11 protein-coding genes are annotated in these 14537 nt (G+C 50.6%); all 11 read left to right on the plus strand.

Annotated elements, in window-relative coordinates; genetic code table 11:
- Positions 1-5: 5 nt before the first annotated feature.
- On the plus strand, positions 6-1214 hold the full coding sequence (ispC, locus tag AC6R03_RS01925; RefSeq protein WP_500631730.1) for a 1-deoxy-D-xylulose-5-phosphate reductoisomerase: 1209 nt from the start codon (positions 6-8) through the stop codon (positions 1212-1214).
- Positions 1211-2569: a sigma E protease regulator RseP gene (rseP, locus tag AC6R03_RS01930; protein ID WP_500631729.1), complete on the plus strand. Its 1359-nt coding sequence runs from the start codon at positions 1211-1213 to the stop codon at positions 2567-2569. Before ispC ends, rseP begins: the two co-directional genes overlap by 4 nt.
- A 39-nt stretch (positions 2570-2608) precedes the next feature.
- Entirely contained in the window at positions 2609-5032 is a 2424-nt protein-coding gene (bamA, locus tag AC6R03_RS01935; RefSeq protein WP_500631728.1) for an outer membrane protein assembly factor BamA, read from the plus strand.
- Positions 5033-5046: 14 nt separating this feature from the next.
- Entirely contained in the window at positions 5047-5556 is a 510-nt protein-coding gene (locus tag AC6R03_RS01940) for an OmpH/Skp family outer membrane protein (RefSeq protein WP_334554472.1), read from the plus strand.
- Between the two features lie 6 nt (positions 5557-5562).
- A complete protein-coding gene (gene lpxD / locus AC6R03_RS01945) occupies positions 5563-6594 on the plus strand; it encodes a UDP-3-O-(3-hydroxymyristoyl)glucosamine N-acyltransferase (protein ID WP_487901274.1) in 1032 nt (343 codons plus the stop codon).
- Positions 6595-6749: 155 nt separating this feature from the next.
- Positions 6750-7202: a 3-hydroxyacyl-ACP dehydratase FabZ gene (fabZ, locus tag AC6R03_RS01950; RefSeq protein WP_334554476.1), complete on the plus strand. Its 453-nt coding sequence runs from the start codon at positions 6750-6752 to the stop codon at positions 7200-7202.
- A gap of 1 nt (position 7203) precedes the next feature.
- Complete coding sequence (gene lpxA / locus AC6R03_RS01955; RefSeq protein ID WP_500631828.1) at positions 7204-7992, plus strand: acyl-ACP--UDP-N-acetylglucosamine O-acyltransferase; 789 nt, start codon at positions 7204-7206, stop codon at positions 7990-7992.
- Between the two features lie 90 nt (positions 7993-8082).
- Positions 8083-9225, plus strand: coding sequence for a lipid-A-disaccharide synthase (lpxB, locus tag AC6R03_RS01960; protein WP_487901399.1), 1143 nt, complete (start codon positions 8083-8085; stop codon positions 9223-9225).
- Positions 9226-9843, plus strand: coding sequence for a ribonuclease HII (rnhB, locus tag AC6R03_RS01965; protein WP_500631727.1), 618 nt, complete (start codon positions 9226-9228; stop codon positions 9841-9843).
- Positions 9844-9928: 85 nt separating this feature from the next.
- A complete protein-coding gene (gene dnaE, locus AC6R03_RS01970) occupies positions 9929-13408 on the plus strand; it encodes a DNA polymerase III subunit alpha (RefSeq protein WP_500631726.1) in 3480 nt (1159 codons plus the stop codon).
- A 34-nt stretch (positions 13409-13442) separates the two neighbouring features.
- On the plus strand, positions 13443-14402 hold the full coding sequence (gene accA, locus AC6R03_RS01975) for an acetyl-CoA carboxylase carboxyl transferase subunit alpha (protein ID WP_334554481.1): 960 nt from the start codon (positions 13443-13445) through the stop codon (positions 14400-14402).
- Positions 14403-14537 lie beyond the last annotated feature (135 nt).

The raw sequence follows: 14537 nt of genomic DNA on the forward strand, positions 1-14537 counted from the left end.
CTACTATGCGTAAGTTGACAATACTCGGCGCGACAGGTTCGATTGGTGACAGTACGTTTAAGGTGCTCGAACAGAATCGTGAACATTATTCGGTCGTTGCTTTGGTCGCGGGACACAACGTCGAGAAAATGCGCCAGTTGTGCCTTAAGTGGAAACCCCAGTATGCGGTCATGGCGAGCGATGATGCTGCGCGCGCGCTCAAGTTAGCGTTAACCGGAGAGTCGCTCACCATTGATGTCTTATCTGGTGTGGATGCAATGTGCCAAATGGCGGCGCTGGATGATGTCGATACCGTGATGGCGGCCATTGTCGGCGCGGCCGGTTTGTTACCGACCATGGCGGCGGTGAAAGCCGGTAAGCGAGTGCTGCTTGCCAATAAAGAAGCGTTGGTGATGTCTGGGCAACTTTTTATCGACGCGGTTGCCAAGTATGGCGCGGAGTTAATGCCTGTCGATAGCGAGCACAATGCCATCTTCCAATGTTTGCCCGTCGAGGCGCAAACGGAGCTAGGGCGCTGCGATCTTGAAAAGCAGGGTATTAGCCATATTCTTTTGACCGGTTCTGGCGGGCCGTTTCGCTACAGCGACATTGCGAGTCTAGAGCAGGTGACCCCAGAACAAGCGATTGCTCATCCCAACTGGTCCATGGGGCCAAAAATCTCGGTGGATTCGGCCACCATGATGAATAAAGGGCTTGAGTTTATTGAAGCAAAATGGCTGTTCAATGCTCGCCGCGAGCAACTCAAAGTTCTGATCCACCCTCAATCTGTGATCCACTCAATGGTGCAATATCGTGACGGCTCCGTCTTGGCTCAGATGGGCGAGCCGGATATGGCAACGCCGATTGCGCTGACACTCTCGTACCCTGAGCGTATTGCTGCTGGTGTGGCACCGTTAGATTTTACTCAAGTGGGCGAACTGACCTTTTTACAGCCGGATTACCAACGTTACCCCTGCTTGAAATTGGCCATTGATGCCTGTTTTGAAGGCCAGCATGCGACCACTGCGCTCAATGCGGCCAACGAAGTTGCAGTGCAGGCTTTTCTTGATCGTAAACTGGCGTTCACTGACATCGCTCGCATCAATGAGCAGGTCACTAATCGGATCTGTGCTAGCCGTGGTCAGGGGCAATGTGATAGTTTGGAGAGCATTCTAGAGCTCGATAGTATGGCACGTGCATTCGCCATAGAAACCATGAACGGACGGACGCTATGACCGGTATTTTGTGGAACTTTATCTCATTTATCATTGCATTAGGCATTTTGGTCGCCGTGCATGAGTTTGGCCATTTTTGGGTGGCGCGCCGCTGTGGCGTAAAAGTCGAAAAATTCTCTATCGGTTTTGGTAAATCCATATGGAGTAAAGTCGGTAAAGATGGCACCGAGTACTCTATTTCTTTGATCCCTCTCGGTGGTTACGTGAAAATGCTTGATGGCCGAGTGGATGATGTGCCTGAGGATCAGCAAGCGTTCGCCTTTGACCGTAAACCGTTGTGGAAGCGAAGCGCTATTGTCGCGGCAGGCCCAGCATTTAACTTCCTGTTTGCCATTTTCGCGTATTGGTTGGTGTTCATCATTGGTGTCCCTGCGGTGAGACCGGTCGTGGGACAAGTCACGCCATACTCGATTGCGGCGCAAGCCGGTCTTGAACCTGGCATGGAACTTAAAGCGGTTTCCGGCGTCAAAACCGCAGATTGGGAGTCGGTCAATATGGGGCTTATCCGCCATATTGGCGACAGTCAATTGACCCTGACCGTCGCACCGGCGGACGGTGTGGGGGTCGAAGAAACCAAAGTGCTCTATTTAGATGAATGGAACTTTGACCCTGAGACGCAGTCTGCTATGTCAGCGCTTGGATTTATTCCCTTTACGCCAGAGATTTCCGCTCGTTTGACCAATGTCGGCGAGGGAAGTGCCGGTGAACGTGCTGGCCTGCTTGTCGGTGATACGTTAGTGAGTATCGATGGACGGGCTGTCGAGAGTTGGCAGCAGGTCGTCGAGACCATTCAAGCAAGCCCTAATCGCGCGCTTGCACTCAAGGTGGAGCGTGATGGCCAGTCTGTGGACGTGTCTTTAACACCAGACAGCCGAGCGCTTTCAGACCAGCGAGTGATTGGGTTTGCGGGAATTGCTCCAGAAGTCGCAGAATGGCCGCAAAGCTATCGCTTCGACCTGCAATTTGGTGTATTTGAGTCAGTCGGTAAAGCGATTGAAAAATCCGGGCAAGTGATCACCTTGACCATCAGTATGCTGAAAAAACTGATTGTCGGTGATGTTGGATTGAACAACCTAAGTGGACCTATTTCGATCGCGAAAGGAGCAGGAACGACCGCCGATTATGGCTTGGTCTATTTTCTCGGCTTCCTTGCGCTTATCAGCGTGAATTTAGGCATTATAAACCTCGTTCCACTGCCGATGCTCGACGGTGGACATTTATTGTTTTTTGCTATTGAAGCCATAATCAGACGCCCTGTGCCTGAAAAAGTCCAGGAAATGGGTTACCGTATCGGCGGTGCGATTATATTCTCTCTCATGGCAGTGGCGATTTTCAATGATTTTGCTCGTCTTTAAACGGGGCGAAGGGTGTAGAAAGGAATAACTAAAACAAATATGGCGATGAAAAATATTCTGTTTGCGACGCTTCTCGCGACGAGTGTGAGCGCAAACGGTGCCGAGAGCTTCGTGGTTGAAGACATACAGATCGAAGGGTTACAGCGTGTGGCTCTCGGTGCGGCGCTTTTGAAAATGCCTGTCCGTGTCGGTGACACTGTCGATGGGCAAGACGTTTCTGAGATCATTCGTGCACTCTACGATTCAGGTAACTTTGAGAACATCAAAGTGCTTCGCGATGGCGATGTGTTGTTGGTGCAAGTCAAAGAGCGCCCAACGATTGCCAGCATCTCTTTCTCAGGGAACAAGGCGATCAAAGAAGAGCAGTTGCAGCAAAACCTTGACGCCTCCGGAATGCGCGTCGGTGAAGCGCTGGATCGTACTACCCTGTCCAATATTGAGAAAGGGTTGGAAGATTTCTACTACAGCGTGGGTAAATACAATGCGTCAGTCAAAGCGGTCGTGACGCCGCTGCCGCGTAACCGGAGTGATGTCAAATTCGTCTTCTCTGAAGGTGTCTCTGCGAAAATCCAACAAATCAATTTTATCGGCAATGAAGTCTTCGAAGATGAAGAGCTGTTGAGCCGTTTCAATCTCAATGTGGATGTCGCATGGTGGAACTTCCTCGCCGATGATAAATATCAAAAGCAAGTCTTAGCGGGCGACATTGAAGCCTTAAGATCGTACTACCTGGATCGTGGTTACTTAAAATTCCAAGTGGATTCGACGCAAGTCGCGATTTCACCCGATAAAAAAGGGGTGTACATCACGCTGGGGTTATCAGAAGGCTTGCCGTACACCGTCAAAGATGTCCAATTCCGTGGTGAACTGATCGGTAAAGAGCAAGAGCTGCAAAATTTGGTCACGTTCGAAAACGGCGAAATCTATAATGGCTCTGCCGTGACCTCTCTTGAAGAGAACATCAAGCGCGTACTGGGTGAAGCCGGTTATGCCTATCCACAAGTGACCACCATTCCTGAATTTGATGATGAAAATCAGCAGGTCTCTCTGATTGTCAATGTCGAGGCGGGCAATCGTATCTACGTTCGTGATATTCGCTTTGTCGGTAACAATGCGACCAAAGACGAAGTGCTGCGCCGTGAAATGCGTCAGATGGAAGGCAGTTGGCTTAACTCGCGCGCGATAGAAACGGGTAAAAACCGTTTGAGCCGTTTGGGCTTCTTCGAAACCGTTGATGTCCAGACGGTACGAGTTCCGGGCAGTGATGATCAGGTAGATCTTGTCTACAACGTCAAAGAAGCCAACTCAGGCAGCATTAACTTTGGTGTTGGCTACGGCACTGAGTCGGGGGTCAGTTTCCAGGTCGGTTTGCAACAAGATAACTTTGCGGGCTCTGGAGATCGCGTCGGTATCAGTGCAATGATGAACGACTACCAGAAGAACGTCAGCCTTGAGTATCGTGATCCGTACTGGAACCTCGATGGTGTCAGTATGGGCGGTAAGATTTTCTACAACGAATTTGAAGCCTCAGAAGCGGGGATCATCGACTACACCAACGAAAGTTATGGTACTAGTGTGACTTGGGGTTTCCCGTTTGATGAACTCAACCGTTTCGAATTCGGGTTAGGCTACACCCATAACAACATCGGTAACGTGCCCACCTACGATCAGGCGCAGCAGTTTGCTGCCAGTATTGGTCAAGGTGAAAGCGATAACATCATCACTCAAGATTTTGACGTGAATGTCTCTTGGACGCGCAACAACCTCAACAAGGGCTACTTCCCAACAGCAGGTAACTACCAACGTGCGTTCGCCAAGGCCACCGTGCCTAGCTCAGACGCACAGTACTTTAAGCTGCAGTACGACGTGAGACAGTATGTGCCATTGACTAAAAAGCACGAGTTTACCTTGTTGATGCGTGGTCGCTTGGGTTACGGTAACGGTTACGGTCAAACGGATGGCAACGATAACCTGTTCCCATTCTATGAGAACTACTACGCGGGTGGCTTCACCACATTACGTGGCTTTGGTTCTAACTCAGCAGGTCCAAGGGCGGTTTACAACTCCAGCAACTCGAGCGTCTGTCCTCCAAGCAGTGGAAACGACGGCTGTGTGGTGGCAACGGACGACTCGGTTGGTGGTAATGCTATCGCGCTGGCCAGTATGGAGCTGATTGTACCGACGCCATTTGCGTCTGATGAAGTGCGCAGCCAAATCCGAACCAGTGTGTTCGTCGACGCGGCAAGTGTGTGGGATACCGAGTTTAACTACGATGCGAGTTATGCGGGCACTCAATACTATGAGGATTACTCAGATCCAACCAACTATCGTGCATCATACGGTGCGGCGTTGCAATGGATGTCTCCGATGGGACCATTGGTCTTCTCGGTCGCGAAACCTATTAAGAAATACGAAGGTGATGACGAAGAATTCTTCACTTTCACAATCGGCAGAACCTTCTAAAGGGGAATTTTACAGTGAACAAAACTATCAAAGCGGCGGGCCTTGGCCTTGTTATTATGACGTCTTCTCTTTTTGCTCATGCAGCAGAAGCGGCGCAAAAAATTGGTTACATCAATACCGCCATGGTGTTTCAGGCTCTGCCCCAACGTGAAGTTGCTCTGCAGAAAATGCAGGAAGACTTTAAAGACAAAGCGGACGAGCTAAAAGCGATTGAAGCGAAAGCGCGTACCAAAGTGGAAAAACTTAAGCGTGACGCTGAGCTGATGAGCCAAGAAGATGTCGAAAAAGCGCGTATCGAAATTGCGCAGCTCGAAAATGAATTCCGCATTAAAGGTCAATCTCTTGAGCAAGCGTCTGCTCGTCGTGAAGCACAAGAGAAGCAGAAACTGTTTAAAGTAATTCAAGACGCGGTGAACAAAATCGCTGAAAAAGAAGGCTACGATCTCGTGATCGATATTACTGCATTGCAATACGGTAAGCCTGAATTCGATATTTCTGAAGATGTGATCAAAGCACTTAAATAATCGTTTATGAAAACTCTGACTCTTGCCGAACTGGCAACGATTACCTCGGGTCAATTGTATGGCGACGCAACGGCGACCGTCACTATGGTTGCCCCGATGGACAAGGCCCAAACGGGCCACGTCACTTTTCTTTCTAACCCAAAGTACGCCAAGCACTTAGAACAGTGCCAAGCCACTGTGGTGATGGTCAAAGAGGCCCAGCGAGAGCAATGCCACGGCAACGTGCTTGTTGTCAACGACCCTTACGTGGCATTCGCCAAAGTGGCGCAAGCGCTAGACACTACGCCTATGCCGGCGGCTGAAATCGCGCCAAGTGCCGTTATCGCCGCGGATGCGACACTGGGCAGCAATGTCTCGATTGGCGCGAATGCGGTGGTCGAGTCAGGCGCAACACTGGGTGATAATGTCTCGATTGGCGCGGGCTGCTTTATTGGCAAAAACGCCTCAATTGGTGCAGGCACCAAGCTATGGCCGAATGTGAGCATTTATCATCAAGTCTCTCTTGGTGAAGACTGTCTAGTGCAAGCCAACACTGTGATTGGCTCAGACGGCTTTGGCTATGCCAATGAGAAAGGTGAGTGGGTTAAAATTCCTCAGCTTGGTAGCGTTCGTATTGGTAACCGAGTTGAAATCGGTTCATGTACCACGATTGACCGTGGCGCGCTTGACGATACGGTGATTGAAGATAACGTCATTCTTGATAACCAATTGCAAATCGCGCACAACGTACACATCGGATATGGTACCGCGATGGCGGGTGGTACGATTGTTGCTGGCAGTACCACCATTGGCAAGTACTGTATCATTGGTGGCGGCAGCGTGATCAATGGTCATATTGAGATTGCCGATGGCGTTACCATTACCGGTATGGGCATGGTGATGCGAGGTATTGAAGAGAAAGGCATGTACTCGTCAGGTATTCCTCTTCAGACCAATCGTGAATGGCGTAAAACCGCCGCTCGTGTTCATCGCATTGATGAGATGAACAAGCGTTTGAAAGCGGTCGAAAAGCAGTTGGAAAACCAACAGCCTGACTAACAGGGTGTGCCACAGGCACTCGCGCGTTGAGCGCTGCTCAGTCTATCTGACGGCTCATGCGTTTTTGTCAGCGAAGGCTCGCGATTTGCGAGCCTTTTTCGTCTATAATGCGCCACAACTTAAAAGAATTTAGCATTCAACATAGGAATATGACTTTGACTACTGAAAATAAAACGATGAACATTACTGAAATTCAGGAATTGTTGCCTCATCGCTACCCATTCTTGCTCATTGACCGTGTGACGGATTTTCAAGAAGCGCAGTACCTCACGGCGATCAAAAATGTTTCAGTCAATGAACCTCAGTTTACGGGTCATTTTCCGCAACTCCCAGTGTTCCCTGGTGTACTGATTTTGGAAGCGATGGCACAAGCGACAGGTCTTCTGGCGTTTAAATCGTTTGGTGCGCCTTCTGAGAACGAGTTGTACTACTTTGCCAGTGTCGACGGAGCCAAGTTCCGTAAACCGGTCACTCCAGGTGATCAACTGGTTATCAAAGTAGAATTTTTGAAAGAGCGCCGCGGCATTGCTGCATTCAATGGTGTAGCAACGGTTGATGGCGAAGTGGTTTGTTCAGCAGAGCTTAAATGTGCTCGTCGAGAGTTCTAATATGATTCATGAGACGGCTCAAATTCACCCTTCTGCGGTCATCGAAGGTGACGTATCCATCGCTGCGAATGTGACCGTTGGGCCTTTCACTTACATCTCCGGCCAAGTGGAGATTGGTGAGGGCACAGAAATCATGTCCCATGTCGTGATCAAAGGTCATACGACGATAGGTAAAGAGAACCGCATCTTCCCGCACGCGGTCATTGGTGAAGAGAACCAAGATAAGAAATACGGCGGCGAAGAGACAACAGTGGTGATTGGCGATCGCAACGTCATACGTGAAGCGGTGCAGATCCACCGTGGTACGGTGCAAGACAAAGCGACGACGGTCATTGGTAACGACAACCTATTGTGTGTTAACGCACACATCGCACACGACGTGATTGTTGGTGACCATACACACATCGGAAACAACGCCATTTTAGGTGGTCACGTAACCTTGGAAGATTACGCGGGTGTGATGGCACTGTCAGCGATTCACCCTTTCTGTACGGTGGGTGCTTACGCGTATATCGGTGGCTGTTCTGCTGTCGTCCAAGACGTGCCTGCCTATGTCTTAGCGCAAGGTAACCACGCCACCCCATTTGGTTTGAACTTGGTTGGCCTTAAGCGCAATGGGTTTGAAAGAGCTGAGATTCGCGCCCTACAAAAAGCGTACAAAGAAATCTACCGCTCAGGCAAAACCATGGAAGAAGTGAAACCTATCTTGGCGGAAATGGCGAAAGAGTTTGCCTCTGTCGGACGCTTCTCGCACATGCTGGAAAATACAGAACGCGGCATTATTCGTTAATCGCGGCCTGCGCTCGATGTCTAAAAGGCTGTCTAGGAAATCAGACGGCCTTTTTTATTTTGCATTTAATTGGACCGATACATCATGACAATGGAAAAGCCACTGAGAATTGGTATCGTCGCGGGGGAACTCTCTGGTGATACCTTAGGCGAGGGCTTTATCAAAGCGATAAAAGCGCGCTACCCCAATGCGGAATTTGTCGGTATTGGTGGCCCTAAGATGATCGCTCAGGGCTGCGAATCTCTGTTCGATATGGAAGAACTGGCCGTGATGGGGCTGGTCGAAGTGCTGGGTCGACTGCCGAGACTGCTCAAAGTCAAAGCATCTTTGGTCGATTACTTTACTCACAATCCGCCCGATGTGTTTGTCGGTATCGATGCGCCTGATTTCAACTTACGGCTTGAGCTCAGTTTAAAGCAAGCGGGCATTAAAACCGTCCATTATGTCAGCCCGTCGGTTTGGGCGTGGCGACAAAAACGTATCGTCAAGATTGAAGCAGCGACGAATCTGGTGCTTGCATTCTTGCCGTTTGAAAAAGCCTTCTATGATCGCCACCAAGTGCCGTGTGAGTTTATTGGCCACACCCTTGCCGATGCAATTCCTATGGTCTCCGACAAAGCGCCCGCGCGTGAGTTGCTCGGTTTGGACCCGAATAAACGCTGGTTAGCGGTGCTGCCAGGCAGTCGCGGCAGTGAGCTTAACATGCTCTCCCAACCTTTCCTTGAAACCTGCCAACGCCTGCATCAAACCCATCCCGATTTAGGCTTTGTGGTGGCCTTGGTTAACCCTAAGCGTCGTGAGCAATTTGAGCATGCTTGGCAAACTTATGCACCAGAACTTGAGTTCACCTTGGTGGATGATACCGCGCGTAACGTCATTACGGCGTCTGATGTGGTCCTGCTGGCCTCTGGCACCGTGGCGTTAGAGTGCATGCTCATTAAGCGTCCTATGGTGGTGGGGTATAAAGTGAACGCCATTACTGCGTTTATCGCGCGTCGCTTAGTCAAAACGCCGTTTGTCTCTTTACCTAATATTTTGGCGGACAAAGAGATCGTTAAAGAGTACTTACTCGAAGCGTGCACACCAGAAAATCTCAGTGCGGAGATAGAAAGGCTCTTGGCTGGTGAAGGGGAGACGATGGTCGAGAAATTCACCGAGATGCATCATTGGATTCGTAAAGGCGCCGATGAACAAGCGGCCAACGCCGTATTATCATTAATAGGTAAAGCATAAATGGCAAAACAAGCTACCCCCTTAGCCCCGTTTGAGTATCCAACAGGCTATCAATGGATTGCCGGTGTCGATGAAGTGGGGCGTGGCCCTTTAGTCGGCGATGTCGTGACCGCAGCGGTGATCCTCGACCCGAACAATCCGATCGAAGGGCTCAATGATTCAAAAAAACTCTCTGAGAAAAAGCGTTTAGCCTTGCTACCGGAGATCAAAGAGAAAGCGTTGGCTTGGTCTATCGGTCGATGCTCCCCTGCTGAAATTGATGAGTGGAATATCCTTCAAGCGACAATGGTTGCGATGCAGCGCGCGATTGCGGGTTTATCGCTAACGCCCGATCTTGCTCTGATTGATGGCAACCGAGTCCCTGATCTGCCTATGGATGCAATGGCGGTCGTCAAAGGTGATTTGCGTGTCGCGCAAATCAGTGCAGCGTCAATCATCGCAAAAGTGGTGCGCGATCAAGAGATGGAAGCGCTTGATAAGCGACATCCGCAATTTGGTTTTGCGCAACACAAAGGTTACCCGACCAAAGCCCATTTTGCGGCGATTGAAGCGCACGGCGTGATTGATGAGCATCGCAAAAGCTTTAAGCCGGTGAAACGCGCGCTCGGCATCGAGTAGCCTTGCGAATTGAGCGAGTGGGGGCGATAACGTAGAATAGCCCCCAACTGATGTTACCTATTTGTACCTAAGTGATTCACAACCTATGAACGACCCTAAGTTTATCCACCTTCGAGTTCACAGTGATTTCTCCATGATTGACGGGCTGTCGAAAGTGCCGCCCTTGGTGAAGAAAGTGGCTGAACTAGGTATGCCTGCCGTTGCGCTCACCGATTTTACCAACCTGTGTGGCTTGGTGAAGTTTTACAGCACTGCGCACAACTGTGGTGTAAAACCCATCATAGGAGCGGATTTTGTCATGCAATCGCCGGAGTTTGGCGATGAGCTGACGAAGCTAACCGTGCTTGCGGCAGACAACACCGGTTACAACAATCTCACCTTATTGATTTCTAAAGCCTACTTGAGAGGCCATGTTCAACACCAGCCTGTGATTGACAAGGCGTGGTTGGCTGAGCTTTCTGAAGGCTTGATTGTGTTGTCCGGTGGTCGAAGCGGTGAAATCGGTCGTGCGCTACTCAAAGGCAACCAAGGGATTGCCGAGCAGTGTGCCGCGTTTTATCAGCAACATTTTGCCGACCGTTTCTACCTCGAACTCACTCGAACCGGGCGTAACGACGAAGAGAGTTACCTACACTTCGCGCTCGAATTTGCCGAGCAGCAGCAACTGCCGGTGGTGGCGACCAATGAGGTGGTGTTTCTCGAGCCCTCGCTGTTTGATGCTCATGAAATTCGCGTCGCGATTCATGATGGCTACACCTTAGAAGACCCGCGCCGCCCAAAAAATTACAGCTCTCAGCAATATTTGCGCACCGAAGAAGAGATGTGCGAGCTTTTCGCCGACATCCCTGAGGCCCTCGAGAACAGTGTAGAAATTGCTAAGCGTTGTAACGTGACGGTGAGACTGGATGAGTACTTCCTGCCGGCCTTCCCAACCGATGGCATGTTGGAAACCGAGTTCCTAGTGAAAAAGTCACAAGAAGGTCTCGAAGAGCGACTGGAGTTTCTGTTCCCTGACCCGCAAGTGCGTGCCGAAAGACGACCAGAATACGATGAGCGCTTGCAAGTCGAGCTGGAAGTGATCAACAACATGGGCTTCCCGGGGTACTTCTTGATCGTAATGGAGTTTATCCAGTGGTCCAAAGACAATGATATTCCTGTAGGCCCTGGCCGAGGTTCGGGTGCCGGCTCCTTAGTGGCGTACGCGCTAAAGATCACCGATCTGGATCCGCTTGAGTACGATTTGCTGTTCGAGCGATTCTTGAACCCAGAACGTGTTTCGATGCCCGATTTTGACGTCGACTTTTGTATGGACAAGCGTGATCAGGTGATCGATCACGTGGCGGAAATGTATGGTCGTGATGCGGTATCGCAGATCATTACCTTCGGTACCATGGCGGCCAAAGCGGTTATCCGAGATGTCGGCCGAGTGCTGGGCCATCCGTTTGGATTTGTTGACCGCATCTCTAAATTGGTGCCACCCGATCCGGGTATGACGCTCGAAAAAGCGTTCAAGGCCGAACCTGCATTACCTGAGCTGTATGAAGCCGACGAAGATGTCAAAGAGCTGATCGACATGTGTCGCATCCTTGAAGGGTGTACACGAAACGCCGGTAAGCATGCGGGGGGCGTGGTTATCTCACCCACGACCATCACCGACTTTGCTCCGATTTATGCCGATGCGGAAGGACACTTCCCTGTCACTCAGTTTGATAAGAACGATGTGGAAACCGCCGGTCTGGTGAAGTTCGACTTCTTGGGTCTGCGTACCCTGACCATTATCGATTGGGCTTTGGGGCTGATTAACCCTCGCCTTGAGCGCGAGGGCAAAGCGCCGGTGAGAATCGAATCGATCCCACTCGATGACGCGCCATCATTCCGCTTACTGCAAAACTCCGAGACCACAGCGGTATTCCAGCTCGAATCGCGCGGAATGAAAGAGCTGATCAAGCGACTTCAGCCAGACTGTTTTGAAGACATCATCGCACTGGTGGCCCTATTTCGACCGGGCCCGCTGCAATCGGGGATGGTGGATAACTTCATCGACCGTAAGCACGGCCGCGAAGCGATTTCCTACCCAGATGAAACCTGGCAACACGAATCGCTCAAAGAGACCCTCGACCCGACCTACGGCATCATTCTCTACCAAGAGCAGGTGATGCAGATTGCCCAGATCCTCGCGGGCTATACGCTCGGTGGCGCGGATATGTTGCGCCGAGCTATGGGTAAGAAAAAACCTGAGGAGATGGCCAAACAGCGCGCCATCTTCGAAGAGGGGGCGATTAAAAACGGCGTCGACGGCGAGTTGGCGATGAAGATTTTTGACTTGGTGGAAAAATTCGCCGGTTATGGTTTTAACAAATCGCACTCCGCTGCCTATGCCTTGGTGTCGTACCAAACGCTGTGGTTAAAAACACACTATCCTGCGGAGTTCATGGCCGCGGTGATGACCGCCGATATGGATAACACCGAGAAAGTGGTTGGTCTGGTGGACGAATGCTTGCGCATGAAGCTCAAGGTGCTACCACCGGACATCAACTCTGGTTTGTATCGTTTCAATGTCGATGACGATGGCGCCATTGTATACGGTATTGGTGCGATCAAAGGTGTCGGTGAGGGGCCGATTGATGCCATCATGCAAGCGAGGCAAGAGGGCGGCCACTTTAAAGACCTGTTTGATTTCTGTGCACGAATCGATCTGAAAAAGGTCAATAAACGAGTGATTGAAAAACTGATTTACGCCGGTGCGCTTGATAGATTGGGGCCACATCGAGCGGCGATGATGGCGTCACTCAATGATGCAGTCAAAGCGGCCAGTCAGCATCACCAAGCCGAAGCCTTTGGTCAAACGGATCTGTTTGGCGTATTGACCGAAGCGCCTGAGGAAGTTGAGCACAAATACACCAAGGTGCCACCTTGGCCAGAGAAAGTGTGGCTAGAAGGGGAGCGTGATACCTTAGGTCTCTATTTGACGGGGCATCCGATCAACGCGTACCTTAAAGAGTTAGATAAATACACCAGTTGCCGCTTAGCCGATGCGACGCCGACTCGGCGCGATCAAAGTGTCACGGTGGCGGGGTTGGTGGTCGCAGCACGGGTGATGACCACCAAGCGAGGTTCACGTATTGGCATTATGACCTTGGACGATCGCAGTGGCCGCATGGAAGTGATGTTGTTCTCCGATGCGCTGGATCGCTACGCCGAATTGCTTGAAAAAGATCGAATTCTCGTGGTTTCTGGACAGGTCAGCTTTGATGATTTCAATGGGGGACTTAAAATGTCGGCCCGTGAAGTCATGGATCTTGGATCAGCGCGAGAAAAATACGCGCGTGGTTTGTCGCTCTCCATCGATCACAATCAAATTGATGGGCAGTTTTTTGAGCGCTTTAGTCAAATACTAGAGCCTTATCGGGCAGGGACAGTCCCTGTCCATGTATACTACCAGCGTAGCGATGCACGAGCGCGTTTAACGCTAGGGACCCAGTGGCGAGTAACGCCAAGCGACGAACTGTTAGACAATTTAAAACAACTGCTTGGTGCTAGCCAAGTGGAACTCGAATTTAACTAAGTTTGGTGAACGCCAAACCCACAAGGATCGATAGATGAGCCTGAATTTTTTAGAGTTTGAAAAACCAATCGCAGAGCTAGAAGCAAAAATCGAAGCGCTACGTGATGTGTCTCGTCATGGTGGTGATTCTGGCGTCGATCTCGCGAAAGAGATCGAACAGCTAGAGAAAAAGAGTTTAGAACTGAAAAAGAAGACCTTCAGTGATCTTGGTGCGTGGGAAACCGCTCAACTGGCCCGCCACCCACAACGTCCTTACACGCTGGACTATATCCAGCATATGTTTACCGAGTTTGAAGAGCTAGCCGGTGACCGAGCGTACGCGGATGACAAAGCGATTGTCGGTGGTATGGCACGCCTTGATGGCCGACCTGTGATGATCATTGGTCATCAAAAAGGACGTGAGACTCGTGACAAAGTGAAACGCAACTTCGGTATGCCTAAGCCAGAAGGTTACCGTAAGGCTAAGCGTCTGATGGAAATGGCTGAGCGTTTTAACATGCCGATCATTACCTTCATTGATACTGCTGGTGCCTACCCAGGTGTTGGCGCGGAAGAGCGCGGTCAGTCAGAAGCGATTGCGACCAACTTGAAAGTCATGTCGGGCTTGAAAGTGCCTGTGATTTGTAACGTCGTCGGTGAAGGCGGCTCTGGCGGTGCATTGGCGATCGGTGTTGGTGATTACGTCAACATGCTGCAATACTCGACCTACTCGGTGATTTCACCGGAAGGTTGTGCGTCTATCTTATGGCGTGATTCAGACAAAGCGCCGCAAGCGGCAGAGGCGATGGGTCTGATTGCTCCTCGTCTTAAAGAGCTTGAGCTGATTGATGAAATCATTGAAGAGCCACTAGGCGGAGCACATCGTGACCATGTTCAGATGGCGCAAAATATGAAAGCGACGCTACTCAAGCAGCTTGATGATCTAGCCTCGCTCGACAACGATACGCTTCTTGAGCGTCGTTACCAGCGTTTGATGAGCTACGGTTACTGCTGATTTATCGTCTCTATCTTTCAAGGCCGGACTCTGTTTCGGCCTTTTTGCGTAGTGGCGCTCGCCTTTTGCGCTTGAGCATCATAGCTCCCTCCAAGTGGCAGTGATACACTTTGGCCAATGAGTCTAACCTTGATG

It is taken from the genome of Vibrio sp. R10-SG-ISO4 (genome assembly GCF_059834135.1).

What these genes read in the sequence shown, in the direction of transcription:
- ispC (WP_500631730.1), top strand. Translation starts at nt 6, where the DNA reads ATGCGTAAGTTGACAATACTCGGCGCGACAGGTTCGATTGGTGACAGT.
- rseP (WP_500631729.1), top strand. Translation starts at nt 1,211, where the DNA reads ATGACCGGTATTTTGTGGAACTTTATCTCATTTATCATTGCATTAGGC.
- bamA (WP_500631728.1), top strand. Translation starts at nt 2,609, where the DNA reads ATGGCGATGAAAAATATTCTGTTTGCGACGCTTCTCGCGACGAGTGTG.
- lpxD (WP_487901274.1), top strand. Translation starts at nt 5,563, where the DNA reads ATGAAAACTCTGACTCTTGCCGAACTGGCAACGATTACCTCGGGTCAA.
- lpxA (WP_500631828.1), top strand. Translation starts at nt 7,204, where the DNA reads ATGATTCATGAGACGGCTCAAATTCACCCTTCTGCGGTCATCGAAGGT.
- lpxB (WP_487901399.1), top strand. Translation starts at nt 8,083, where the DNA reads ATGGAAAAGCCACTGAGAATTGGTATCGTCGCGGGGGAACTCTCTGGT.
- rnhB (WP_500631727.1), top strand. Translation starts at nt 9,226, where the DNA reads ATGGCAAAACAAGCTACCCCCTTAGCCCCGTTTGAGTATCCAACAGGC.
- dnaE (WP_500631726.1), top strand. Translation starts at nt 9,929, where the DNA reads ATGAACGACCCTAAGTTTATCCACCTTCGAGTTCACAGTGATTTCTCC.
- accA (WP_334554481.1), top strand. Translation starts at nt 13,443, where the DNA reads ATGAGCCTGAATTTTTTAGAGTTTGAAAAACCAATCGCAGAGCTAGAA.